This is a genomic window from Nocardiopsis sp. CNR-923, from assembly GCF_001942255.1.
In the GTDB taxonomy this organism is placed as follows: domain Bacteria; phylum Actinomycetota; class Actinomycetes; order Streptosporangiales; family Streptosporangiaceae; genus Nocardiopsis.
Window position 1 is genome coordinate 1 of record NZ_MKKC01000062.1, and the last position, 24,255, is coordinate 24,255.

The 24,255-nt window shown below is 71.2% G+C and carries 24 protein-coding genes and 2 pseudogenes; 6 read left to right on the forward strand and 20 right to left on the reverse strand.

What is annotated here, in order from left to right; translation table 11 throughout:
• Positions 1-599: 599 nt before the first annotated feature.
• The 5 genes from BJF83_RS04830 to BJF83_RS25910 all read right to left on the reverse strand — a co-directional run bounded on the left by BJF83_RS04830 (position 600) and on the right by BJF83_RS25910 (position 3,976).
• On the reverse strand, positions 600-1,304 hold the full coding sequence (locus BJF83_RS04830) for a thioesterase II family protein (protein WP_262391324.1): 705 nt from the start codon (positions 1,302-1,304) through the stop codon (positions 600-602).
• A 587-nt stretch (positions 1,305-1,891) separates the two neighbouring features.
• Positions 1,892-2,107, reverse strand: a complete 216-nt coding sequence (locus BJF83_RS04835) for a hypothetical protein (RefSeq protein WP_143831786.1) — start codon at positions 2,105-2,107, stop codon at positions 1,892-1,894.
• A 195-nt stretch (positions 2,108-2,302) separates the two neighbouring features.
• A complete protein-coding gene (locus BJF83_RS04840; protein WP_075925338.1) occupies positions 2,303-2,794 on the reverse strand; it encodes a DUF885 family protein in 492 nt (163 codons plus the stop codon).
• 14 nt (positions 2,795-2,808) lie between these two features.
• Positions 2,809-3,240: a hypothetical protein gene (locus BJF83_RS04845; RefSeq protein WP_075925339.1), complete on the reverse strand. Its 432-nt coding sequence runs from the start codon at positions 3,238-3,240 to the stop codon at positions 2,809-2,811.
• A gap of 13 nt (positions 3,241-3,253) precedes the next feature.
• Positions 3,254-3,976: a hypothetical protein gene (locus BJF83_RS25910; protein ID WP_143831787.1), complete on the reverse strand. Its 723-nt coding sequence runs from the start codon at positions 3,974-3,976 to the stop codon at positions 3,254-3,256.
• A gap of 193 nt (positions 3,977-4,169) precedes the next feature.
• Between BJF83_RS25910 and BJF83_RS27805 the strand changes: the two genes are divergently transcribed.
• A complete protein-coding gene (locus BJF83_RS27805; RefSeq protein ID WP_187347092.1) occupies positions 4,170-4,958 on the forward strand; it encodes a protein kinase in 789 nt (262 codons plus the stop codon).
• Positions 4,922-5,161 carry a hypothetical protein gene (locus BJF83_RS04860; protein WP_075925340.1) on the forward strand — a complete coding sequence of 80 codons (240 nt, stop codon included), beginning with the start codon at positions 4,922-4,924 and terminating at the stop codon, positions 5,159-5,161. Before BJF83_RS27805 ends, BJF83_RS04860 begins: the two co-directional genes overlap by 37 nt.
• 45 nt (positions 5,162-5,206) lie before the next feature.
• Here BJF83_RS04860 and BJF83_RS04865 read toward each other — a convergent pair whose 3' ends face one another.
• The 12 genes and pseudogenes from BJF83_RS04865 to BJF83_RS28495 form a co-directional block, all read right to left on the reverse strand.
• Positions 5,207-6,550 (reverse strand): MFS transporter, encoded by a 1,344-nt coding sequence (locus BJF83_RS04865; protein ID WP_143831789.1) that lies wholly within the window; start codon positions 6,548-6,550, stop codon positions 5,207-5,209.
• Positions 6,551-6,641: 91 nt separating this feature from the next.
• Positions 6,642-6,854, reverse strand: a complete 213-nt coding sequence (locus BJF83_RS04870) for an MbtH family NRPS accessory protein (RefSeq protein ID WP_075925341.1) — start codon at positions 6,852-6,854, stop codon at positions 6,642-6,644.
• Positions 6,855-7,322, reverse strand: coding sequence for a condensation domain-containing protein (locus BJF83_RS04875; protein WP_075925342.1), 468 nt, complete (start codon positions 7,320-7,322; stop codon positions 6,855-6,857).
• A gap of 48 nt (positions 7,323-7,370) precedes the next feature.
• On the reverse strand, positions 7,371-9,110 hold the full coding sequence (locus BJF83_RS04880) for an ABC transporter ATP-binding protein (protein ID WP_075925391.1): 1,740 nt from the start codon (positions 9,108-9,110) through the stop codon (positions 7,371-7,373).
• Between the two features lie 131 nt (positions 9,111-9,241).
• Positions 9,242-10,999, reverse strand: a complete 1,758-nt coding sequence (locus BJF83_RS04885) for an ABC transporter ATP-binding protein (protein ID WP_075925343.1) — start codon at positions 10,997-10,999, stop codon at positions 9,242-9,244.
• A gap of 155 nt (positions 11,000-11,154) precedes the next feature.
• Positions 11,155-11,280 (reverse strand): SapB/AmfS family lanthipeptide, encoded by a 126-nt coding sequence (locus tag BJF83_RS04890; protein WP_075925344.1) that lies wholly within the window; start codon positions 11,278-11,280, stop codon positions 11,155-11,157.
• 868 nt (positions 11,281-12,148) lie between these two features.
• Entirely contained in the window at positions 12,149-13,963 is a 1,815-nt protein-coding gene (lanKC, locus tag BJF83_RS04895; RefSeq protein WP_262391325.1) for a class III lanthionine synthetase LanKC, read from the reverse strand.
• Between the two features lie 910 nt (positions 13,964-14,873).
• Positions 14,874-16,367 (reverse strand): CYTH and CHAD domain-containing protein, encoded by a 1,494-nt coding sequence (locus BJF83_RS04900; protein WP_075925345.1) that lies wholly within the window; start codon positions 16,365-16,367, stop codon positions 14,874-14,876.
• Between the two features lie 133 nt (positions 16,368-16,500).
• On the reverse strand, positions 16,501-16,785 hold the full coding sequence (locus BJF83_RS04905) for a DUF1540 domain-containing protein (protein WP_075925392.1): 285 nt from the start codon (positions 16,783-16,785) through the stop codon (positions 16,501-16,503).
• Positions 16,786-16,938: 153 nt separating this feature from the next.
• On the reverse strand, positions 16,939-17,109 hold the full coding sequence (locus tag BJF83_RS04910; RefSeq protein ID WP_187347090.1) for a hypothetical protein: 171 nt from the start codon (positions 17,107-17,109) through the stop codon (positions 16,939-16,941).
• Between the two features lie 79 nt (positions 17,110-17,188).
• Positions 17,189-17,539: a hypothetical protein gene (locus BJF83_RS28490; RefSeq protein ID WP_262391336.1), complete on the reverse strand. Its 351-nt coding sequence runs from the start codon at positions 17,537-17,539 to the stop codon at positions 17,189-17,191.
• Between the two features lie 119 nt (positions 17,540-17,658).
• Positions 17,659-17,922 (reverse strand): annotated as a pseudogene (locus BJF83_RS28495) (NAD(P)H-binding protein); the annotation flags it as partial.
• A gap of 99 nt (positions 17,923-18,021) precedes the next feature.
• Between BJF83_RS28495 and BJF83_RS04920 the strand changes: the two are divergent.
• The 3 genes from BJF83_RS04920 (at position 18,022) to BJF83_RS28500 (ending at position 19,720) form a co-directional block, all read left to right on the forward strand.
• Positions 18,022-18,696 carry a TetR/AcrR family transcriptional regulator gene (locus BJF83_RS04920; RefSeq protein ID WP_075925346.1) on the forward strand — a complete coding sequence of 225 codons (675 nt, stop codon included), beginning with the start codon at positions 18,022-18,024 and terminating at the stop codon, positions 18,694-18,696.
• Between the two features lie 143 nt (positions 18,697-18,839).
• The gene (locus BJF83_RS04925) at positions 18,840-19,445 is read left to right on the forward strand and encodes a polysaccharide lyase (protein ID WP_262391326.1); all 606 of its coding nucleotides are present in this window, start codon (positions 18,840-18,842) and stop codon (positions 19,443-19,445) included.
• Positions 19,442-19,720 (forward strand): polysaccharide lyase, encoded by a 279-nt coding sequence (locus BJF83_RS28500; RefSeq protein ID WP_262391327.1) that lies wholly within the window; start codon positions 19,442-19,444, stop codon positions 19,718-19,720. The genes BJF83_RS04925 and BJF83_RS28500 overlap by 4 nt, the downstream gene beginning before the upstream one ends.
• Before the next feature lie 216 nt (positions 19,721-19,936).
• On the opposite strand, the gene BJF83_RS26540 is transcribed toward BJF83_RS28500, so the two are convergent.
• The 3 genes and pseudogenes from BJF83_RS26540 to BJF83_RS04940 form a co-directional block, all read right to left on the reverse strand.
• Entirely contained in the window at positions 19,937-20,233 is a 297-nt protein-coding gene (locus BJF83_RS26540; protein ID WP_143831790.1) for a hypothetical protein, read from the reverse strand.
• Between the two features lie 82 nt (positions 20,234-20,315).
• Positions 20,316-22,518, reverse strand: a pseudogene (gene katG, locus BJF83_RS04935) (catalase/peroxidase HPI).
• Between the two features lie 40 nt (positions 22,519-22,558).
• Positions 22,559-22,990, reverse strand: a complete 432-nt coding sequence (locus tag BJF83_RS04940; protein WP_075925348.1) for a Fur family transcriptional regulator — start codon at positions 22,988-22,990, stop codon at positions 22,559-22,561.
• 166 nt (positions 22,991-23,156) lie between these two features.
• On the opposite strand from BJF83_RS04940, the gene BJF83_RS04945 reads away from it, so the two are divergent.
• Positions 23,157-24,215, forward strand: a complete 1,059-nt coding sequence (locus BJF83_RS04945) for a TSUP family transporter (protein ID WP_075925349.1) — start codon at positions 23,157-23,159, stop codon at positions 24,213-24,215.
• Positions 24,216-24,255 lie beyond the last annotated feature (40 nt).

Genomic DNA, 24,255 nt, shown 5'->3' on the forward strand with positions numbered 1-24,255 from the left:
CCGATCACGGTGGTGGCCTCGGCCTCGATCAGCTCCTGGAGCATGCGCTCCAGGACGAGGCGGATCATGTCCACGTTCTCAGCGGCTTGTAGTGACTCCAGAAGCTGTTGTAGGTCATGCTGGGACAGAGCCATCGTGTGCGTGTCCTTGTGCGAGGAACTTAGGCCTTCCTCTTGACCGTCACACGATGGCTCGCCTTGTCGCTATAGCCCTGCAGGTCAGATCACTGATCCGGGAGTTACACCACTCCAAGGGACATGACCCTAGGGAAGGCCGTGATGATGTCGCGTGAGTCGTTGTTCACGGAGACCAGAGGCCGGTAGGTCCTGACAGTGTTTCCGGCATCGTCTCGGATCTGCGCTGGTGCCGGATGAACATAGGTGTCGTTCTCAGCCTCGTAGGTGACACTCCCGGGCGCGATAGGCATCTGTTCAACAGCGAAGTCTCGCTGGCTGCTTCCGGCAGGACGCAAGCGTGGCTGCGGGCGGTCAGCACGATACTGGTAGGGCCCCGCACCACCCGCACCACCCGCACCACCTTCGACTCGACCCCGCAGCCAACTCCATCGGCGCCGCGTGCCCGACGCCGCTCGGGCCGGGTCAGCCGTCCAGGTGGGGGGCGAGCGCGCGCAGGATGGTCTCGATGACCCGCGCCCGCTGGTGGACGGGGAAGAAGTGACCGCCGGGCAGGACCTCGATGTCGCAGCCGCGGGTGGTCATCCTCGCCCACTCCTTGACCTCGTCGGGGGTCACGGTGGGGTCTTCAGCCCCGGCCAGAGCGGTGGTCGGGGTGTCCAGTGCGGGGACGGCGACGGGCCGGTAGGTCTCGATCAGCCGGTAGTCGTTGCGAACCACCGGTAGGACGAGGGAACGCATCTCGGGGTCGTCCAGAATCCCGGCGGGAGTGGCGCCCATGGCCTCGATGATCTCGACCAGACCGTCGTCGTCGAGCAGGTGCACGCGACTTCTCACCTGGCGGGAGGGGACACGCCGACCCGAAACGAAGAGGTGGACCGGCGGCCCGGCAGGGCCCTCCTGGAGGCGGCGCACGGTCTCGTAGGCCACGGCCGACCCCATGCTGTGTCCGAACACCGCGTAGGGGCCGCCCAGCCGGGGCGCGAGTTCGGCGGCGATCGCGTCGGCGAGCTCGGTCATGTCGGGAACGAGCGGTTCGGTGATCCGGTCCTCCCGGCCGGGGTACTGCACGACCCAGAGCTCACAGCCCTCGGGCAGCAGGTCGGCCCATCCTCGGTAGAAGCTCGCCGATCCACCGGCGTGCGGGAAGAGCACCAGTACGACGTCCACCCTGTCGTGGTCACGGAAACTGCGGAGCCAGGGGCTCCCCTCACCTGAGACGCGTTCCACTCATGACCCCCCGGCCGCTGGTCACGTCGGGCCGCCCTCATGCGAGCACACGAGTCCGGCCAAGCAATCAACTTCGCCTTACCAAGGACATGGCGGACCGACGAGGAAGAAGGACTCAACACCTGACAAGGTCGACGATCGCACACCGGCGATCCTCACAGCCACGGACGGAGATCACATCGTTACAGCAGGCGGGTGCCGATGTGCGGCGATCACGTCGTGCACCGACGTACCCGGATGCCAACATGTGGTCCCACACCGATCCCGACCAGGGAAGATAACACTCGCAGGGAACGTCAAGGCCTGCCCGCCGGCTCCATGGCCGAATCCGGACACGAACCACCGGACCAGCGGGATCAATCACGCAATCGCGCCCCACGGGTGAGCGAAGGAGTGTCACGGGACCCTCCACGCCCAAGCGCGGCCGAGCACCCCTGGATGGCGACCCGTCGGAGTCCACGATCAGTCCGCGGTGGAGCATCCGGGCGTCTCGTCACGCCGGAAGCGCCGACCGCCGCTGACTGACCTCACTGGACCAGCTCCAGACGCGGGTGGTCGGCGGGCACCGGGCAGACGTGAAGCCGGAGGTCGTAGCCCCTGGCGAGAATGATCCGAGTGTAGTTCGCGGGAGGAATGCCGGGCGGGAGCGGGTCGCGTGCCTGTTCTCCCTCGGGGGCCCATCCCTGGGAGCCGCCGTCCCATTCGGTGGTGGCGATGATCGGCTCGGCGACGCATGTCCTCACCGCGGCCGGTTCGGTCTCCCCGCTCGACGCGGTCCCGGCACCGCCAGGACGGTCTCGGCGCGAGATGCCCACCGCGCCGCGCCCGTTCTCGACCGGGTCGCGGCGCGACTCGGCCGGAGGTCCGCCGCGCCTCCGTGGGCTCGGGTGTGGCTGACGGTGTCGACCAGGAACGCGCTGGGCGCGGCCACCGGCTGATCAGGTGGCCGTGGGCTCGGCGTTCCGGGCCGGGCGCCGTGCTTCCTCGGCCAACAGCGAGAGCCCGCACGGGCCGATCGTGAGCATCCTGGCGTGGAAGGCCCGCTGGCCGAACGCGCGCCCCGCGTGATGGCGGGCGTCCTCACGCGCGTCGTGCCACACGCGTTCACCGCACGCGTACGCCAGGGCCTGGGCCGGCCAGGACCGCCCGCGCAGCACGGTGAACTCCAGGAACTCGGTGAGGGAGGTCCCGCCGTCGGACTCGACCATGGTGCCGAAAGCCGAGACGTCGGGCGCGTCCGATGCGCCGAACCTCTCCTCCAGGTTCGCGGCGGGGTCGACGCCCGCGCTCGCGGCGTCGTCGAACAGTTCGATGAGCCGGTCCGAGGCCTCGGCCGCCCCGTCTCCGACGAGCAGCATCACGCCCGTGGGGAAGCGGCCGATCAGGCCGTCGCCGGCCTGGACGGCGATCTGGAAATCGGTGTGTCGCATAGCTGTTGGTCGCCTCATATCGATCTCCCGCCACGGAATCGCCAACGAAGGAAGGGAACGCGTAAGGGGCCGTGCAAGAACACGAAGACGAGGAGCCAGGTGGTCGAGAAGCGCACGGCGAAGGCGCCCGGCTGCACCGGCAACTCCAGGCGGTGGAGGAGGACCAGGTAGACGAGGACTCCCTCGGGGACGCCCTGGAACAGGATGATGATCGCCGGCCAGTCCTTCTCCCAACGGAACTGTTGGAGCAGGTGGTACAGCGGTTCCCACAGAAGGGTCCCGAGCAGGGCGACCAGGACCAGGGCGGACAGCGTGCCCGTGTGGGCCACGCCCAAGGGGGCGAACCCGCGCGGCAGCAGCGGTGTGAGCGCCAGCGTCCAGACGAGTCCCACGGTGGCCAGGAGGAAGAGGCGGGACTGGATGCGGCCGGACAGTGTGGGGGTCATGGTGTCCTGTTCCTCATCCACTTCCACCACTGGGCGACCGATCTGCCCGGACCGATGCGCCGGCAGTGGCCCTGGGCCGCGAGGTCGTCGCAGACCCGCTGTGCCCCGTACCGCAGGCCCAGCAGGGAGTCGACGAGCGCGTGGTGGGAGCCCTCCACGGCCGCTCCGACCGCGTACAGCCGCCCGCCCGGGGTGCGGGCGCCCGGACCTCAAAGGTGGGGGCGACGTCGATGCGGCCCAGCACGTTGCGGTCCGCGCCGGAGTGGGCCAACAGGTCGGACAGCGCCCGGTGCTCGGTCACCGAGCCGACCAAGCCGGTGGCGTCGATGATGAAGTCGACGCCGACCGGTCCCGCGGAGACGGCCGCTCCCGGTTTGAAGTAGGCCGTCAGGCCGCCCTCGGGGCCGGGGTCGACGTGGTCCAGTTCACCGCCGAAGGTGCTGTAGTAGCCCTGTTCCCGACCGCGGGCCAGTTCGCGTTGCCAGCCCCGGCGGATCGGGGTGGTGGATCCCCCCATCAGCTCCCACAGCTGGCGCCGCTCCTCTCCTTGGAGCTTCTCCAGGCGGGCCTTGAGCTGCCCGCCCCAACTCGCCTTGGGCCAGTCGAACCCCTGGTGCGCCCAGCCTCGGCCGCCCCGTCTGCGCATGAAGGGCGAGGAGCCCGCGGGACCGTCGACGTAGGTGCGCACGGCGTGCAGGATCCGGGTGCGCGCGCCGAGTTTCTCCCTGTCCCGCATCAGTCGGTGCGAGATGGCCGAGGCGGCGATGCCGCCTCCCCCGAACGAGCACGGTCCCGGGCCGTTTCACCGGTTGGTCGTAGACGTGTTCGTGGGGTTCGTAGGCGTTGACGAACCGCGACGCGTCGCCGGTGCGCATCCGGTAGTCCTGGAGTTCCGGCAGGAAACGGTGGCTGGGGTAGCCGACGGCCAGATGCACGAACCGGCTGCGGAAGGCCACCCGTCGGGGCACGGCCTCCTCCTGGGTGAGGATGCTGGAGTATCCGCCGCCGACCCGTCTGCGGACCATCCGGACCTGGCCGCGCTCGACGCAGCTCCAGTAGCCGATCCGATCGGCCTCGCGCTGCGGTCCCCGGAACACCTGGCCCGCGAGCGGCGTCCAATAGTCACTGAGGAGGTTCTCGGTGAACACGTTCCAAATCGGAGCGATGAAACCACGCAGAGTACGCGCGGAGAAATCCGACTGGAGCGCATAGCTGGGAAAGCCCCAGATATTGTCTGGCATGGAGGCGGAGGCAGATCTGATTCTGTATTCTGGCGGAAACTGGGATACGCCAGTGAGATAGGCATAGTCCTCCCAGGGAGTGTCCAATGTCGTGAGGACCCTGATGTCCCGTGCCGGGACTCCGGCGATTCTCAGGCAGTCCGCCATGGCGAAGGATCCCATACCCCCGCCGACGGTCGCGAAGGGAGCGTCCACGATCCCGATTCCCGCGGCGGTGACCTGAGGTCGGTGCCCGACGCACGCGGACCCCTGCCCCTGGGCGCGACCGTCTCGGTCACGGAGCAGATCGCCGACGCCCTCGGCCACGTCCACGCGCGTGGGATCGTGCACCGCGACGTCAACCCCCGCAACATCCTGCTCTCCGGCACGAACGACGTCAGGGCCCTGCTCACCGATTTCGGCATCGTCGTGGACACCCGGTCCGGAGCCGCCGCGCCGACGTGTATTCGCTCGCGTTGGTCGCCCTGTCGTGTCTGACCGGTGCGACGCCCGCCGCCGACGGCCGGTTTCCCGACCCGGTCCGGCTGCTGCGGTCCCGCCCCGAACTGCCCGCCCGGGTGGTGGAGGCCGTCGTGCGTGGCGCCTCGGCCGACCCCCGGGACCGTTTCGGCTCCCGCGGTGAGCTCGTCGCGTCCTGGCGGTCGGGGCATCGCAGGGCCGTCCGACGCGTGGAGGCCTGACGCCCGGTGCGCGTGCTCCGGCCAGCGGGTGTGCGTGCGGACCATCTAATCCTCCCTCGATTCGCGCGGGTGTGGTTCGGGGACGGCCGGGGTCGCGTCCCGGTCCTCCCCTCCGCCGGAACCCTTCTCTTCTCCTCTGCTGGAGACCCCGGCCCGCCGCAGGGCCCGGGGCAGCGTCAGGGCCACCGCGACGGTGGCGACGAGCCCGCCCACGCCCGCGATGACGAGGGTCACGGGCGCCGAGGTGGCGTCGAGCAGCAGCCCGCCGCCCACGTAGGACAGTCCGGCGGCCACCCCGACCGCGCCGTACAGGTTGCCGAAGACCCGGCCGAGCATCCTGGCCGGAACCATGCGCTGGAGCAGCGTGTTGGTCGCCACGTCCATGGCCGCGATGCCGATGCCCCGCACGGCTTGCAGGGCGAAGGCCGCCGCGACCGCCCAGGCCAGACCGGTCAGCAGGTTGCCCAGGCTGCTCACACCGAAACCGAGGAGCAGCAGCACGACCATCGAGCCGCGCATGCCGTAGCGCGCGAGCAGCGCGTAACCGACCACGAGCCCGATGCCGACCGCGCCCAGCAGCAGGCTCACGGCCGAGTCCCCCGCGCCGAAGGTGTCCTTGGCCAACAGCACCAGCGCCACGTCGTCGATCCCGTTGAAGGCGACCACGACACAGAATCCCAGCGCGATCACGCGGACCGCCGAGACTGACCAGATGTAGCCCAGGCCCTCTCTGGCGTCGGCCAGCAGCGAGGTCGACTCGTGCTCCTCGCGAACCGGGGGCAGTGGCCGCAGTCCGAGGAGGATGAGCGCGGAGAACACGTAGGCCGCCGCCGCGCCGAACAGCACGCCCTGGATCCCCAGGAACGGGAACAGCACCGCCGCCAGCAGCGGACCGGCGGCCTCGGCCCCGTTGGTGCCGAACCCGATGCTGGCGTTGGCCGGCTCCAGATCGCGTCCCCGCACCAGACCGGGCACCGCAGCACGCGAGGCCGGCATGAACACCTGCCCGGCCGCGGCCCGCGCGGCCACCAGGAGCAACAGCAGCGGCAGCGGCGGCATCGACAGCGCGATCAGCGCCAGCATGGCGCCCTGGACCAGTTCGCAGACGATCATCACCCGCTTGAGGTCGAAGCGGTCGCTGATCGCGCCGGTGACCGGCCCGAGCAGGGCCGGGATGAAGTCCCCGACCAGCGGCAGAACCGAGACCGCTATCGCCTGGCCGGTCGAATCGGCCACGAACAGCATGAGCGCGACCAGGCTGATCGCCTCACCCGTGTACGAGACGGTTCGCGCGGTGAAGAGCGCGCGGAAAGGCGCGTTCGACATGAGGAGGCGCAATCCTCCGACCCCCTCCTCCTCATGCTGTGAACTGGTGTCCGAGGTTGCCATGTGATCTTCTCTCATTGCCTGCATCCGTCGTGAACGCGTGCGATTGTTTCACGGACGGATGCCGGTTTCGACGCTGGTTCCGGTGCCTGTCTCAATTCTCGTCGGCGGCCATTGCCCGCCGCAGACTGAGGGGGCGCATGTCAGTCCAGTGCTCGTCGATCCACGACAGGCACTCGCTCTTGGTCCCTTCGACGCCGACATCGCGCCAACCCGGCGTATTCTCCCGGCCCACCGGCCAAATCGAGTACTGTTCCTCGTGGTTGACCACCACCCGGTAGTTCCACTCGTCCTCGCGATCTGACATTTACGCTGCGCTCCTTTCGTGTGGGACGGTCCCGGTCACCCCTCCTGGGCGATCCCGTTGTTGATGAGGACGGTGACGTCGCTGGAATTGTGGTTGGCCGTGGCGAAGTCGATGTCGCGGTTGCCGGGCCACGTCGGCGATCTGCGGGGCGGATGGGAGCTGCGGCGGCCGCGCGCCGGTGGTGTGCGCCGAGTACAGTGCCGCGAGTTCCTCCAGCAGGACCGTGTTGGACCAGGCGTCGGTCGCGACGCGGTGGAGGGTGAGCATCAGTACGTGGTGGCCGGCGGCCAGGCGTGCCGGCAGGGCGCGCACCGGCGGGGCGGTGTCCAGGTCGAAGGGATCGGCCGCCTCCCGTTCGGCGAGCCGTTCCAGCCACCGGTCCGGGTCCTCGGAGGCGGCGTCGGCGTGGACGTCTGCCTCGCGTAGGACGAGTCGGGCCTCGGGTGTCACGACCCTGGCGGGGCTCACCGTCGACCTCGGTGAGAGGCCGGAGACGACGTACGGCTCCAGGTGCGCTCAGGGGGACACTTTCCAGTGCCCCGCCAGATCCCGGTAGAGCGGGGAGTCGCGCAGCAGGGACTCGTGCGTACCGAACGCCGTGCCCGCACCGTCCAGAACGAGGACCCGGTCGGCCCGCAGTGCCGACGACAGCCGGTGCGCGATGACGATCAGCGTCGTGTTCGGCCGGCGCGCCAGCGCCTCCTCCGCGTGAGCCTCGGCCGCCGGGTCCAGATGACAGGTCGACTCGTCCAGGATGAGCAGCGGCGCCGGGGACACGTACGCCCGGCCCAGGCAGAGTGCCTGCCGTTCTCCGGCCGAGAGCGCCGCGGGATCCACGGCGGCGTCCATGCCGCCGAGTCGGTCCACCAGCGATCCGAGGTCCAGTGCCGCCACCGCCCGTGCGATGAGGTCGTCCCCCGCACCGGGCTCCAGTTGGGCGAGGTTCTCCCGAACCGATCCGGCGAAGACGTAGGCCCGTTGGGGCAGCAGGACCCGCATCCGGGCCAGTTCCCGGGGGGAGGGGCCCGCGACCGGTCGGCCCCCCAGCCGTACGACGCCCTCGTCCGGCGTGTGCAACCCGGACAACACGTGTGCCAGCGTCGACTTGCCGATCCCGCTCGGCCCGACGATCGCGATGCGCTCCCCGGCCTCGACCCTCACACCGAACCGCTCGACCAGGGGTCGCGTCCCAGCCCCATAGGACACACGCAGCCCGCGGCACCACACCGCCGGCGCCGCCCCCTGGACGGCGGCGGCGCACGATCCGCCGTCGTCGGTCTCCACGCCCCGGGGATCTCCCTCGTCGGCGCCGCCCGCGTCCACGGACACGAACCGGTCGAGGACCACCACGAGGCGGCTTCCCGCGGCGCCCACGGCGGCCATCATCGTCTGCAGCGCCGGCAACAGGGACTGGACGAGGTAGGCCAGGGCGCCCATGAGAGCCCCGGTGGTGACGCCTTGGTCGCGCAGCCACGGGGTCGCCACGAGCAGCAGGACGACGGGGAGCTGGCCCGCCACCCCGAGTGCCAGCGTCCTGACCGCGGTCCACCGGGCCAGGGAACGCGTCGACTCCCGGGCCTCGTCGACCAGTGCGCCGGCTCCGGCGACCGCCGTGCCCGCGGTCCCGCAGGCGACCACGTCGCGCAGCTGGCCCCGCAGCGCTCCCGCACGGTCGGTGAACGCTTCGTCGGCGTCGAGGAAGCGGCGTTGCGCCGCGGCCATGGGAGCGAGTGTGAGGAGGAAGAGCACCAGCCCGAGCAGCATGGGCGGAAGCACGACCAGCAACAGCTCGGGGGCGAGGGTGAGCATTCCGGCGAGCGCTCCCACCGCGGTGAAGAGGAAGGACCGCACCGTCAGGACCAGGCCGGCGAAGCTGTCCCGCGCGATCTCCGTCTGCTGGGTGAGCCGCGAGACAGCGGTTCGTTCGGCTCCCGCGGCCCGCGCCGGATCGGCCACGGCTCGGCGCAGGGCCTGGTCGACCGCGCGCCGCACCAGCCCGTCCCGCAACGGTTCCACCAGCCCGGAGAGCTGGCCGAACACACCGCGCAGCGCGGGCCCGGCGAGGAGGACGGAGGCCGCGGCGACCGCCAGCCACGCCAGGCCGACGGTGGGCCGCCCCGCCTGGAACCCCTGATCCAGGGCACGCGCCAGGCCGAAACCGACGAGGAAGGTCTGCGCGGACTCCATCAGCGACCAGGCGCCCAGACGCAGCATCGCACCCCGGTGACGCCACAGGAAGGAGCGGGCATGCGGCATCAGCCCGCCCAACGCGCCGCGGTGGCCCCCGGAGCGCCGCCGTGTCGCGTCACGGCGCCGCGGGCGGACGCGCCCGGGTTCGGCAGGGCCGGGGGCCCTCGCCCCGGCCGCGTCCACCGCCGTCCCGGGCCTCACCGGGTCTCCTGACCGTCGGAGGAGTCGGTGTGGCCGAAGACCGCTCGGTAGTCGGGGTCCCGCCACAGTTCGGCGTGCGTCCGGACGGCCCGGACACGGCCTGCCTCCAGCCACACCACCAGGTCAGCGCGCGCCGCGGTGGAGAGCCGGTGCGCGATGACGACGCGGGTGCCGGGACGGACCTCGCACGCCAGGGCCCGGTCCACCTGCCGCTCGGTCGCCGTGTCGAGGCTGGAGGTCGCGTCGTCCAGGATCATCAGGCGTCCCGCGTGGGCGAACGCCCGCGCCAAGCCCAGCCGTTGCAGCTCCCCACCGGAGAGCGGCGCGTCCTCCAGCGGAGTGTCGTATCCGTGGGGAAGCGCCCGGACGAAGGTGTCGGCTCCCGCGGACCGGGCGGCCGACCGCACACGTTCGATCGGCGCGGTCCGCGCCCCCGCCGCGATCGCGTCCCCGACGGTGCCCCCCTGCAACGACGGGCGCTCGAACGCGTACCCGACCTCGCGACGGAGCACGTCGGCCGCCACGGTGTGGAGGGGCACCCCGTCCAGACGCACCTCGCCCTCGTCGGGCGCGGTGAGCCGCCCGGCGACCGCGCCGAGCGTCGACTTGCCGGAGCCGGAACGTCCCACGACGGCCGCCGTCCGCCCGCCGGGCACGCGCAGGTCGACCCCGCGCAGCACCCAGGCGCCGTCGCGTTTGACTCCGATCCCGCGCAGCTCCAGTGTTCCCGGCCCCTCGGGGGGGAGCCCCGCCCGTCCGTGGGACAACGGGGGGACTGTGAGGAGTTCGTTGACACGGCGCGCCGCCGTCCGCCCCCGGACCAGTGCGCCGAGCGGACCCGCGACCGATCCCAGGCCGGCGGCCAGCGCGGCGTACCGGGACACCGCCAGCAGGTCGCCGACGCTGATGCGCCCGTCCGCCAGGCCGAGCCCGCCGACCGCCAGCACGGCGGTGATCAGCAGGGGCATGAGCACGCCGCTGCGTGCCGTCGCGGAGCCGTGCACCAACCACATGCGTCGGCCCTCGACGCCCAGATCGGCCAGGGGACGCAGGACGCGGGCGCGTTCCTCGTCCACGGTCCCGGCCGCGGCGATGGCCCGTGCACCGCCCAGGGCGTCCGTCAGTCGTGTCGCGATCACCGACTGCACCCGCTGGTAGCGGGAGACGCTGTCGGAGGAGTGGCGGGCGAAGGACCGCAGCAGCAGGACGAGGAGGGGCAGACCCAGGACGAAGGCCAGCCCGGTCCACGGGTCGATCAGGAACAGTGCGACCAGGGCTCCGAGGGGGGCGAGGACCGCCGCGACGATCTGCGCCGCCGCGGCCGGGGCCGCCCCGGCCTCCGTGGCGTGCGCTGAGAGCCGGGTCGCGACGTCGCCTGGGGAGAACCGGCTCACGTCGTGGGGCGCGGCGGCCACCAGCCGCTGGACGGCCCGCAGCCGCAGCCAGGCGGTGGACCGCGCGCCGACCGTTCCCGCGAGCAGGGCGACGGCCGCGTCCAGGGCGACCTCCACCGCGGTCAGCGCCACGGCGACCGCCAATGCGGTTCCGGCGTCAGGGTGGCCTTCCAGAAGCAGGTCGAGGGTGTGTCCGAGCACCGCGGGCAGGGCGAGTGAGGCGGCCGCCGCGGCGGCCGCGCACAGCAGTATTCCCACCGTGCGCCCGGCGCTCGCCCGCATCACACGGGCGAGCAGGCTGTCCGCCGCGCGTGCGACGTCGTCGTCGGTCCCGGCGTCACGCGGGCGGGTGGACGCCATCCGGCCGCCTTCCTGCTTGGCTCGTGGCTGAGCCCGGCGGCGCCCATGGGCGCCGCCGGACGGAAGGGAGGGTCCTTGCACAGGACCCGACGCCGTGGGGCCGGGTTCACCGACCCCACGGCACGGTCACACCGCGCGTGTCGGCGGCGTACCGCCTAGCAGGTGGTGAGGCTCAGGCTGCTGTCGCCGCACAGCAGGAGGCTGGCGACGCTGCCGCCGGCCACCTCGCCGGCCGCCTCGTTCTGAACGGTCTCCAGGGACTGCAGGTCGAGCAGGGTCATGGCTGATATCCTTTCGATGCGATCTACTTCACTTCATTTGTTCCGGACCATGGCAGTGGCCGGTTCTGGGTCCGCCGCAGCGGAGGGAGGAAGGGCAGCTGTGCGGGCCGCTCGCGCCGCGTCGCGGCGAGCGCGAGGAGGCAGCCCGCTGTGCCCGTGGAAAGGTCCATGGAGAGCCGCATCAGCTGCTCTCCCGGGAAGGCCAGGTGTCCCCGGTAGCGCATGGCGTACCTGGACAGGGCGTCGATCTGGCGCCGTACCTGCGCGTTCCCGGTTCCCGGGGTCGTGGTCCGGCTCAGGTACAGCACCATGCCCGCCAGCCCGCGGAAGAGGCCCGGCTGGACGTAGAAGGAGGACCGCGCGGCCCGGACGATGTGCGGACGGACCCGCTCGATCGCCTCGTCGGACCGGTGCTCCAGGTAGTCGTCGAGCACGATCCCCACTCCTACGCTGCCCGCACCGAGATAGGGCATGGTCCGCCGCCCCTCGTCCACCTGAAGCGAGCCGAAGACGCTGGTGACGCAGCGGTCCAGGTCGGCACGGAGCGACCTTTCCGCCAGGTCCAGCAGCGCGGTGTCACCGTTGCGCCGGTGCAGACGCAGGCAGAGCAGGGCCACGCCCGCGCCTCCGTGGAGCAGTCCGGCCCGCCTCCGCTCGGGTGGGGCGTCCAGGAATCGGCGTGTCGCCAGCTCCGCGCAGCGCAGGGCGCCCGCGCGCATCTCCGTCGAGCCGGTGTCGGCGGCCAGGGAGTCCAGGGCCAGGCCGATTCCGGCCGTCCCACCGTGCAGTCCCGGTCCGAGCTCTTCCCACGACTGTGACAGGAGCAGATCGACCAGGTCCAGGGCGGGTTCCCCGTGGCCGAGGCGGTTCAGGGCCCAGGACAGGCCCGCGAGCCCGTCGAAGAAGCCCAGGGGGGTCCCGGACGGGAGCTCCTTGCTGTGCCGCAGCAGCCATTCCTCGGCGTCGGGGCACCGTTCGGCGCCGCTCTCGGCCAGGGCGTAGAGCACCCCGGATACGCCGTATCCGAAGGAGAGGCGCCTCCCGCGGTCGAGAACTGGGCGATGTCGCCGGGAAAGTAGCGGTCGTCGCGGTCGGGGGTGGCCGAGGCGAGGATGGCACGAGCCATCGAGTCCCGGCTGCGCGGCCAGTCCCCCGGCTCGACCGGTGGATAGGGGTCGTGCGCCCCGATGACCGACGCACGCGCGCCCTCCGAGGATGCTCCCGTGTCCGGTTCGCCGTCCGGATCCCGCAGGATCTCCGCCACGCCGAGCTCCAGGAACTCCCGGGCCTCCGGGAAGACGCGCGCGGCCTCCTCCGCGAGGTGCCGGACCTTGTTCCGGTCCATGGCCAGCACACTGGTCAGGGGCAGCAGGAGTGCGACGCGCAGGCAGGCCAGCGCGTACAGGTCCACGTCGAAGCCCCGGCGCCCGCGCGGGGCGACGAACCCCGGGTTGGCGACCGTCTGGCGTCCCCCCTCGTCGACGTCCCGGGCGGCCTCGAAGTCGAGCAGCACCACCGAGGACTCGTCGTCGGAGACCATGATGTTGAACAGGTGCAGGTCGTTGAAGACGATGCCGCGCTCATGCACCGCCTCGACGGCCTCCTCCACCAGGTGGTACAGGCGCATCGCCCATCGCCCGTACTCCCTGAGCGCCTCGGGGGAGGGATCGGGCTCGACCAACGGATGCCGGTGGGCGAAGAAGGAGTTCAGCGGTCGGCCCTGGATGTACTCCATCACCAGGAAGTGGTGGTCTCCGAGGGTGAAGGAATCCTTCACCTCGGGCGTGCAGGCCAGGCCGGAGAGGCGCTCCAGGGCGCCGCGCTCCCGTTCCAGCCGACGTACCGCGTCAGCGCCGTCCGCGGCGAGTCCCGCGTGGGGCCGGCCTTCCTTGAGCACGACCCGTTCACCGGTGCGCCGGTCCCGCCCCGCGTAGACGCCTCCCCCGTTGGAGAAGTGGAGGGCCTGCTCGATCTGGTAGGGCAGACCGGTGACGTCGACGGCGCCGCGCGCCTCCAGGTGCGGGCGGAGGAACTCGGGCGGGGCCACCCACTGCGGGGTCTGGAAGACCGGCCCGCGTCGATCGGGCACGAGCACGCCCTCGGCGTTCTCCAGTGCGGGCACCGCCTCGCCGTGTTCGTCGTAGCAGTGCCTCCTGGTGAAGCTCCCGTAGCGCAGGTGGACCGGACCCTCGTTCCAGCGCACGTCGCTGAGGATGTAGGGGCCGGGTTCACCGCCCACCAGCGCGTCCAGTCCGGCGGCGACCGTGGCGCACTCGTCGTCGTCCGCCGGGTAGACGGTGATGAACTTCCCGCTTCCCCCGCGGTCCGCGTACTTGGCGTTCCGGTTGTGCAGCAGATACCGCGTGGGGACGAACTTGAAGGAGACGCCGCGCGCCACGCAGTAGTCCCAGACCCGGTTCAGGATCGAGTCCGCGTTGTCCAGGCAGGCGGAGAGGTGGATCTTCCACCCCTGGTCGGGCAGGCGGTGCTCGATGGGGCGCAGTGCCAGCCAGTCGCCGGCTCGGTGGCTCTGCCATCCTTCGGGAGCGGGCCGCTCGGCCGCCTCGAAGACCTGGTCGCGCGAGCCGACCGTTCCGGAGGCGCCCGCCCCCGACCAGAGACGGTGGGGTGTGTCGTAGAAATAGCGGTCGGCGTCGCAAAATACACCGTACCCCTTGATCATACGAACTCCCTCGCGGTCGTCTTGGTCAGCGACATTCCAGATGATGACATAGGGGTCATCCCCGGGTCCATACCTTTACATACTCTTTTTCGGACCACTGATTACTCGCGATTAACTTAGGGCGGGAGACGGCTCCCACCCAGCGCCCTTTTGCGTTTGTCCGCCCTCCCCGTTCATCGATTCGGAGGCGAACCCGGGGATCTCGTTGTCGCTTCCCAGGCCGGGAGCCTGACTTCCACGTCAGAACGAATAACGGCAGACCAGAGCCGCCCAAGGTCCCTTATGTAGTGTTTTTTCGGTTGCTAGTATTTTGTCGATCATCTCCTGGTTTCGAGTTGCCTGTGAGGTATGTAAACAGCTGTGAACAGGGACAAGAGGGCTCGCGAGGGCGACCCGGGGCTGGGCGGCGGCGGAGCCACGCCGAGCTGAGGCATCCGCCGGACGGCGAATTCTTCGCCGGCGATCGACGGCGCCCGGATGCGAATCAGCGCCCCGCGGGAAGGCACGGCCGATTTCTCGTCGCGAACTTGCCCGGCGCCACGGGAGCGATGTTGTACTAATCTGGTAAGTAAATTCGTGATGAACCTTCCCCGTTGGGCCCGGGACCGGGCATCCGGAACTGCCCGGCGACCCCGCCGGCACTCGGGCAAGGAATTCTCCCTGACCGCCCAGACGCGCCCCCGGGAAGGTTCTTCGGCGCCGGGTGGATGACGCCCGCGATTTCTCGGGAACGAACCCGGATTCCGCCCGTCGTCGTACGGCGCGCCTCCCGGCCCCGGCCCCGGACCGGGGGCACGACCCCGGTGCGGCTGTCGCGCCCGCGTCCGTCGGGACCCCCGGTCCGGGCGTCGTCCGGCCGTGGCCGACGGCGGGGAGCTCGCACCGACGACGGCCCGAGCGCCGCCGGTCCTCAGACGAACCGGTCGCGCGCCTTCGGCCCCGACCGCCACACCCGCGCGGCCTCGTCGATGAGCGCCTCTCCCCGCACGGCCTCGGCCCCGGCCACCGCGCCCAGGGTCACCAGGACCGCGTCCGCGTCCGCCCCCTCCCGCAGGGCCGGTGCGTGCTCGTCGAGGTAGGTCCGCAGGGCCACGCCGTCCTGGTGCTCGCCGAGCACGTCCTGCAGACGGGACGACCACGTGCGCACGCGTTCGGCCCGCTCGCCCAGGGCGGGGACGGCGAGCGTGGCGGCGTAACGGGCGCGTTTGGCGGCCTTGCGCACCTCGTGCCAGGCTGCCAGGCGCGTGTCGGCGTCCCCGGCGGTCTCCGCGCGATCGTGTGCGGCGGACATCCGGCGACAGGCCCGTCCGAGGTCACGGGCCAGGACGGAACGCGGACCGCGCTCGGCCGCCCCGGTCAGCGGCGGGGCGGCGCGCAGGCGGTCCAGATCGTCCAGCAGCGCGAAGTAGCGCGGGCTCGACAACTCCTCGGTGATCCGACGCATCTCCGCTTCGCGGTGGTCCTCGACCGCGTCGAGCCAGACGTCCGTGAGCCGGTTCCCGGCGGCGTGGTCGGGGAGGGAGTCGATCCACCGCGCGCACCTGTCCCGGAGGACCTCCAGGTCCCGGGCGAGCCCCAGTACGCGGGCCAGGCGGCGGAGTTCGTCCGCGACCGGCCGAGTGGACCCGCGGTCCAGGACGGAGGGGAACACCTGGAGCACCGCGCGGATCCTTCGGGTGGCCACACGCATCTGGTGCACGGCGTCGGGTTCGTCGAGGCGGACCTTCGGGTCGTGTTCCAGCAGGTGCTCCACCTGGTCCCACAGGTAGGACAGGACCACGTCGCCCGCGGTCTCGCCCTCGGGGCGGGGCACCGGTCGCGCGACCCGGTCCCCGAGCAGGGTGAGCAGCTTGGCGCCGGTCGCGGAGGGGGCGGCCCCGGCCGAGGTCAGGCGTCGGCCGATGTCCCGCTGCATCTCACGGCCGCCCTCGACGAGTTCGATCTCGATCTCCCGCCACACCGCGGTGGCGGTCGTCTCACCGGTGACCGTGTCGTCGGCGACCAGGGCCAGTGGCTCGCCCCGGGCGCCGCGGAGCTCGTACTCGGTGCGCCGGGTGCCGATCCGGGCCACCGGACGCAGCGGCTCGCCCCGGGCGGCCGAGGCGGCGAGCCGCGCCAGTTCGGGCGGGACGGCGCCGGTGTCCGGGCCTGGCGGAGCGTGGAACTCGCGCTTGGCGTCCGTGCCCCACGGGATCTTCAGATGCCACCCGGCGTCCGTGCCTCCGGTGCGTCGGCGCAGCGTGATGCGGCGTGCAGCCAGACGCAGGTCGTCGGTGTCGTAGTACGTGGCGTCCAGCTCATGCGACCGCTCCTCGATCCCGCCGGGCGCGAGGTCGGCCAGGTCCGGCAGCCGCACGCGGGTGTCGACGGAGTAGGTGGTCTCGATCTCGATGTGGTCGGGCACCGGTGGTTCACCTCCGGCGTCGCGCCTCGCAGCCGCACGGGCGGGCGAGAGCGGTGGAGCCTCGTGCCTACCATCTACCCGCGCGACGCCACGGGAAAGGCGTCGCCACGGGTTTCGGGCCGACCGGCCGGGTTCAGGCGGGCGCGTAGGTGAGGCAGTCCACCTGGTTCTCCACGTAGCCGACGTTGATACCCGGGGCCTGGCATTCGAGGTGGACGTTGTGCTCGCAGTCGGACATCTTGCAGGCGCCGACGTGCCCGGTCTGGACGGGGTCGCCTCCACTGCTGTCGTCGCCGAAGAAGGTGTCGCAGTGGGCACGGGGCTCGTTGCCCACGGTGATGGCGAGAGCGTGGCAGGAGTGGTCGGTGTTGTACGCGCAGGCGTGCGCCTCGCACGAGTTCACCAAGGGCATGTTCATCAGTGGCAGGTTCACGGCGATCCCTCCGGGGACGACGGCGACGCTCCAGAGCCTCCCACGCCAGACTCCGCGCGGCCAGAACATCGCTCCGTGTCGAGTTCGCGAGCCGCTCGCAGTCCGCGTCGGAAAAGGCCGTCGCCCCGACCAGCTCGCTCACGAATCCGACGCGGTACAGCGTGGCCGAGGCGTCGATGCGTCGGCGGTCCGGCCCGCCGCTCCCGACGCGGCGACGCGCGTGTTCACGACCCCGGCGAAGATGGTGAACGCGGCGACGAGCAGGTACAGGAACCCCGCGACCCGTGCGAGCCTCTTCGGTTCCGTCACGGTGTGGTCCTCCCCTGGTCCCGGCCGTCGCTCGGCCGCACCCGGCCGCGTCGGCGCACCGCGTTCGGGGTCGCGCCGTTCACGCCGGACCGCCGGCGTGGGCGAGGGCCGACGGGGTCAGCCGGCCGACGATGGCCGGGGCCTCGCGGACGAGGGCGTCGTCGTCCACCGCCTCGACCATGAACTGGGCGTAGTCCACACGCCGGGTCAGGTTGCTCGCCAGGACGGGGTCGCCCACGTGCCGGCTCCACACGGGCAGGCCCTGGCTCTCTCCCTCCTCCAGGTCGCTGCCCCGCACGACCGTCCATCCGGTGTCACTGGCGAAGATCCGCCGACACGCCTCCACCTGGTCGTCCACGTCGACGACGCGCGCCAGCTTCGCCAGCCGCCCGAACACGGCCGCGTACAGCCTGAACCTCCGGCTGTACACGTCCTTCCCGTCGCGTGTGATGTGCCAGCCGCAGGAGAACACCAGCCGGCGCCCGGACGCGCGTGGTCGAGCACGGCCTGCGCGGTACCGGTGGCGTAGTGGTTCACCCCCCACGGCACCAGCACGGTGAGCACGGCGTCGCACCCGTCGACCGCCCGCGCGATGACCTCACGGTCGTCGGTCATCCCGGGGATCACGGTGATCCGCTCCCCGAACCCGGCGAGCTTGTGCACGCTCCGCTCGCGGCACACGCCCACGACCTCGTATCCGCGGTCCAGGGCGTGCCGGACCATGTGGCGCCCGAGTTTGCCCGACGCGCCGACGACGCACACCCTCCTCCCCGCTCCCGGCTTCCCGGCTCCGTCCGCGGCGGTCGGTCCCATGGCCCTCTCCTTCGCTCGGCAGTTGCCTCTTACGGTGTAAGGTACAGCCTTGCGGTGTAAGGTTGTCAAGCATCCGAACAGCCCCGACTGGAGGACCCCGTGACCGCGGAGCCGACCGACACGCCTCGCCGCGACCCGTTGAGCAAGGAGACGGTGCTCCGCACGGCGGTCGAACTGGCGGACGAGGCAGGCACCAATGCTCCGAGCATGCGCGGTCTCGCCAAGCGACTCGGCGTCGAGGCCATGTCGCTGTACCACCACTTCCGGAACAAGGAAGCCATCCTCGACGGCATGGTCGACCTCGTCTTCGGCGAGATCGAACTGCCCTCGGTCGACGTCGGCTGGCGGACGGCCATGCGACGTCGGGCGGCCTCGATGCGCGACGCACTGACCCGACACCCGTGGGCGATCAGCCTGATGGACTCACGGACCAGCCCCGGTCGGGCGACCCTGCGCCATCACGACGCGGTCATCGGCTGCCTGCGGTCGGGAGGCTTCTCGATCTCCGGAGCGGCGCACGCGCTGTCCGTGCTGGACGGCTACGTCTACGGGTTCACGCTCCAGGAGCTCAGCCTGCCCTTCACATCGTCGGCCGACCTCGGGGACGTGGCGGGCGCCATGCTGGAACGCATCCCGGGCGACGAGTTCCCGCACCTGACCGAGATGATCGCCGACCGCGCCCTCAGACCCGGTTACGCGTACGCCGAGGAGTTCGACATCGGACTCGACCTGATCCTCGACGGCCTCGAACGGCGGCGCGGAACGTGGCGGTAGGAGCAGGGCGCGGGCGCCGGACGGCGGTGGCGGGCCCGCCCTCGGCCGAGCACGCGCGGGAGATCCCCGTGTCGTGCACCGGCTGAGCGCGGCCCGACGGGGAGGATGGCTGCGACGCCGCCGCCGTGAAACGGAGACGCCGCATGCCGGTCGCCCGCGCCCTGCTCGCCTGCGCCCTCGTGTCCGCCGTCCTGGTGACCGTGGTGGTCCCCGCCAACGCCGACGCGTCGGCCGAGTTCCGACTCAACACCTTCGAGCGCCCGGCCGCGGGCCGCGCCTATCCCCTGACTGAATGGGCCAAGGACGGGTGGCACGCCCCCCGGGGCCGGGGGATGGACGAGCGCACCCTGATCGACGACCGCGTCCCCGCCCACACGGGCGGACAATCCCTGCGCGTGTCCTATCCGCGGGGCAGGATCGGTCCGCGCGAGTCCGGCGCGCAGGCCCCGTTCCGGCTCACCCCCGCGCGCGAGTACCACGTGTCCTTCTGGGTGCGGTTCAGCGACGACTTCAGCTGGGGCACCACCTCGTACGGCGGGAAGTTGGGCCTGGGCCTGGCGGGCGGCGGCGCGTGTTCGGGCGGCCGGGTCTGCGACGGCGAGAACGGCTTCAGCTCGCGCATGATCTGGCGCCGTGACGGCCGAGCGGCCGTGTACTACTACCACATGGACAAGAAGGGCGCCTTCGGCGACCAGGAGTTCCTGCGCGTCGACGGCGCGACGTGCACTACCCACGGGGCGAGTGGGTGAACATCGTGCAGCGGCTCAGGGTGAACACCGTGACCGAGGGCCGGGCCAACCCCGACGGAGAGATCGAGGTCCACTACAACGGCGCGCCCGCCGCCGAGGTCACCGGCCTGCGACTGGTCTCCAACGACGACCTGGTGGACAAGGCCTACTTCTCGTCCTTCTTCGGCGGCTCCACCGAGGGGTTCGCCCCGGCCAACGACAGCCACGTCTGGTACGACGACCTGAAGGTGTCGGTCCTGCCCGGGCGCGTCTGCGGATTCGGCGGCTGCGTGTGACGGCTCCGGCCCCCCGCGGACCCGTGGACCCGGGCGGTCACGGCGCCAACCCCGGTTGGGCGCTCACGCGTCCCTCGGCCCGGAGGAGTCCGCGCACGGCGTCCCGTACGGCCCGATCCCTGGCCCGGTCCACGAAGGAGTCCGGTGTGGGGCCGCACAGTCGGCGGAGTTCGGGTGATTCCGCCAGCAGGGACCGGATGAGCGTCGCCTGATCGGTCAGCCTCCGCGGCCGTCCCTCGCCGTCCACCAGGCAGCCGTGCCCGCTGACGTAGATGGAGCAGGGCGGGAGCCGCGCACCGGACACGAACGTGACGGGGTGGCGGTCCACCGGCAGCGGCCGCGGTAGTTGGGTTCCGTGGCGTCGAGCGCGTCGAGCTCCGCGTCGTCCAACCACAGGACGAACAGGCGGTGGGTCCGCCCGGGGGCCGCTACGGGAGCCGCGGGCAGGTAGCCGCACCTGTTCACGTGCGCGGACACACCCGGCGCGATGCCGTCCACGTCGGCCAACGTCATGGGGATGACCGGCCTGCGCCAAAAGCCGGCTCGGCCGTGGGACCGAGCCGGCTCCGGGGGGTGCCGCGCACCCGGGTGCGGATCAGACGAGGTCGAACCGGTCCGCGTTCATGACCTTGGTCCACGCGGCGACGAAGTCCGCCACGAACTTCTCCCTCGCGTCGTCGGAGGCGTACACCTCGGCGAGCGCGCAGCTCGGAGTTGGAGCCGAACACCAGGTCGACACGGCTGCCGGTCCACGTCACCGCGCCGGACTCGTCCTTGGCCTCGAACGTCCGCGACGTCTCGGAGGTCTCGCCGGTCGGGGCCCACGCGGTGCCCAGGTCGAGCAGGTTGACGAAGAAGTCGTTCGTCAGCGCGCCCGGCCGGTCGGTGAGGACACCCAGGTCGGAGTTGTCGTGGTTGGCGCCCAGCACACGCAGGCCGCCCACCAGGACCGTCATCTCGGGAGCGCTCACGCCGAGCAGGTTCGCCTTGTCCAGCAGCAGGTACTCGGCGGGAAGGCGGTTGCCCTCGCCGTAGTAGTTCCGGAAGCCGTCGGCGACCGGCTCCAGGTAGGCGAACATCTCGGTGTCCGTCTGCTCGGCCGTGGCGTCCACGCGACCGGGGGTGAAGGGCACGACGACGTCCTGACCGGCGGCCTTGGCGGCCAGCTCGACGCCGACGCCGCCAGCGAGCACGATCAGGTCGGCGAGCGAGACCTTGGTGTCGGACGAGGCGTTGAACTCCTTGGCGATCTCCTCAAGCGCGCCGAGCACCTCGCGAAGCTCGGTCGGGTTGTTGACCTTCCAGTCGACCTGCGGCTCCAGCCGGATCCGCGCGCCGTTGGCCCCGCCGCGCTTGTCGCTGTCGCGGTAGGTCGACGCCGAGGCCCATGCCGTGGACACCAGCTGCGCGACGGACAGGCCGGACTCGGCCACCTTGGCCTTGAGCGCGGCGATCTCCGCCTCGCCGACGATCTCGCCCTCCCACGCGGGCAGCGGGTCCTGCCAGATCAGCGTCTCCTCCGGGACCTCCGGGCCGAGGTAGCGCGCCTTCGGGCCCATGTCACGGTGGGTCAGCTTGTACCACGCACGCGCGAACGCGTCCGCGAACTCCTCGGGCCGCTCGTGGAAGCGGCGCGAGATCCGCTCGTAGACCGGGTCGAAGCGCAGCGACAGGTCCGTCGTGAGCATGGTCGGCTTGTGCTTCTTGGCGGTGTCGTGGGCGTCGGGGATGATCTCCGCGGCGTCCTTCGCGATCCATTGCTTCGCGCCGGCCGGGCTCTCCGTGAGCTCGTACTCGAACTCGAAGAGGTTCCTGAAGAAGCCCTGGCTCCACTGCGCGGGCGTGGTGGTCCAGGTGACCTCCAGGCCCGAGGTGATGGTGTCGCCGCCCTTGCCGGTGCCGTGGTTGTTCTTCCAGCCCAGGCCCTGCATCTCCAGGCCGGCGGCCTCGGGGTCGGCCTCCAGGTTGCTGTCCGGGGCGGCGCCGTGGGTCTTGCCGAAGGTGTGGCCGCCGGCGATGAGGGCGACGGTCTCCTCGTCGTTCATCCCCATGCGGGCGAAGGTCTCGCGGATGTCGCGCGCGGCGGCGACCGGGTCCGGGTTGCCGTTCGGGCCCTCCGGGTTGACGTAGATCAGGCCCATCTGGACAGCGGCCAGCGGCTTTTCCAGGTCACGGTCGCCCGTGTAGCGCTGGTCGTCCAACCAGGTGGTCTCGGGACCCCAGTAGACGTCCTCGTCGGGCTCCCACACGTCCTCGCGGCCACCGCCGAAGCCGAAGGTCTCGAAGCCCATCGACTCCAGCGCGACGTTGCCGGCCAGGATCATCAGGTCGGCCCAGGAGATGTTCTGGCCGTACTTCTTCTTCACCGGCCAGAGCAGGCGGCGGGCCTTGTCCAGGTTGACGTTGTCCGGCCAGCTGTTCAGCGGCGCGAAACGCTGCTGACCGGCGCTGCCGCCGCCGCGGCCGTCGTGCGAGCGGTAGGTGCCCGCGCTGTGCCAGGCCATGCGGATGATGAGCGGCCCGTAGTGCCCGAAGTCGGCCGGCCACCAGTCCTGGGAGGTGGTCAGGACCTCGGCGATGTCCGCCTTCACGGCGTCCAGGTCGAGGGCCCCGAACGCCTTGGCGTAGTCGAACCCCTCACCGAGCGGGTTCGCCACGGCCGGGTTCTTGGCCAGGATCTTCAGGTTGAGCTGGTTCGGCCACCAGCCTCGGTTGCCGCCGCCCGCCGTGGGGTGCGGCGCGCGGTCGTGGGCGACGGGGCAGCCGCCTGTTGCGGCCGCTTCGTGACTGTCAGGCATGGAGATCCTTTCGCCTAAGGGAGAGAGGTGAAACGTTGATTCAGGAACCGGGTGCCACGGAGCAGTCGGGGCAGATCCCCCAGTAGACGACCTCGGCCTCGTCGACCGAGAAACCGTGGTCGTCGGAGGCGGTCAGGCACGGCGCGTGGCCGACGGCGCAGTCGACGTCGGCGATCGCCCCGCACGACCGGCACACGATGTGGTGGTGGTTGTCCCCGACCCGGGTCTCGTAACGGGCCACGGAGCCCTGCGGCTGGATGCGTCGTAGCAGACCCGCGCTGGTCAGCGCTTTGAGCACGTCGTAGACGGCCTGGTCGGACACCGTCCCGAGGCTGCCGCGCACGAGGCCGATGATCGACTCCGTGTCCGAGTGCGGGTGCTCGTGAACGGTGGCGAGAACGGCGAGCCGAGGGCTCGTCACCCGCAGGGCGGACTCGCGCAGCATTCGCTCGAAATCCGAAGGGCTTGGCATGGTCCTCAGTCTGGTCGCTTTTCTGGAGTAAGTCAAATGATGTAGAGATTCCGCTGTGGGATGGGAAACGGTCGACCGGGAGGTGGGCAGGTCAGGAGAACCGCCGCACCGGGACGCTTCGGTAGAGTCGCCAGCGCCCTCCCCCCAGAAACGGTGAGAACGGTGTATGCGCGTCACGGGAGATCAACCGGGAACGAGAGTTCCGAGGGTCGTCGTCGTCAACGCCGCGCTGGCCGCCTGCGTGTGGCTGGTGTGGGCTCTCGTGTGGGGGCCGCGGTTCCTCGACGCCCTCCAGGCCAACTGGCCGGTGGCGCTCACGATGGTGTTCGGCTCGCTCATCGGCGGCGGGACCAGTGAGGGAGGCGGGGCGGTCTCCTTCCCCGTCATGACCAAGCTGCTGTCCGTTCCCGCCGACGAGGCCCGCGTCTTCACGTTCGCGATCCAGTCGGTCGGCATGACGGCGGCCTCGATCTCGATCCTGGCGTGCCGGGTGCCCGTCGAACGACGGGTGGTGGTCCACGGTTCGGCCGCGGGCGTGGTCGGCGTGGTCGTCAGCGCCGTGTACCTGGCGCCGCTGGTACCGCTTCCGCTGGTCCGCGTGCTGTTCACGATGCTGCTCGTGGCACTCGCCGTCGCGCTCCTCCTCCAGCTGTTCCAACGCGGGTACCGGAGGAACCCGGCCGTTCCCGAGTGGACCGTCCGGGAACGGGCCCTGGTGGTCGGCGCCGGTTTCGCGGGCGGAGTGCTCAGCGGCGTGGCGGGCGTGGGCGAGAACTGCGTGATGTTCCTCCTCCTGGTCCTGCTGTTCCGGGTCTCGGAGAAGGTGAGCACGCCCACGACAGTGATCATGATGACCGTGGTCTCGATCGGCGCGTTCACCGCGCACGTGTTCGTCATCGGCGACTTCACCGGGGCGGTGGTCGGTTACTGGGTCGCGGCGGCACCCGTCGTCGCGGTCGGCGCGCCGCTGGGCGCGTGGATCTGCACGCGGCTCACGCCGTTCACGATCCGGATGATCCTGTTCGCGCTGATCGCAAGCGAGCTGGTGAGCACGCTGCTGTTCGTGCCGTTCACGCCCCTGCTGACGGTCCTCGGCCTGACGACCCTCACCGTCCTCACCGTGCTGTGCGTGGCCTTCATCCGAAGCGACCGGTACGCGGCCGGTGGACGCCCGCCGGGAGAGGACGACCAGGCCAGGGCCCCGCTGAGGTCCGGAGCCGGCTGAGGACGCGGCGGTCCGCTCCTCCCAGCAGGAGCGGACCGCC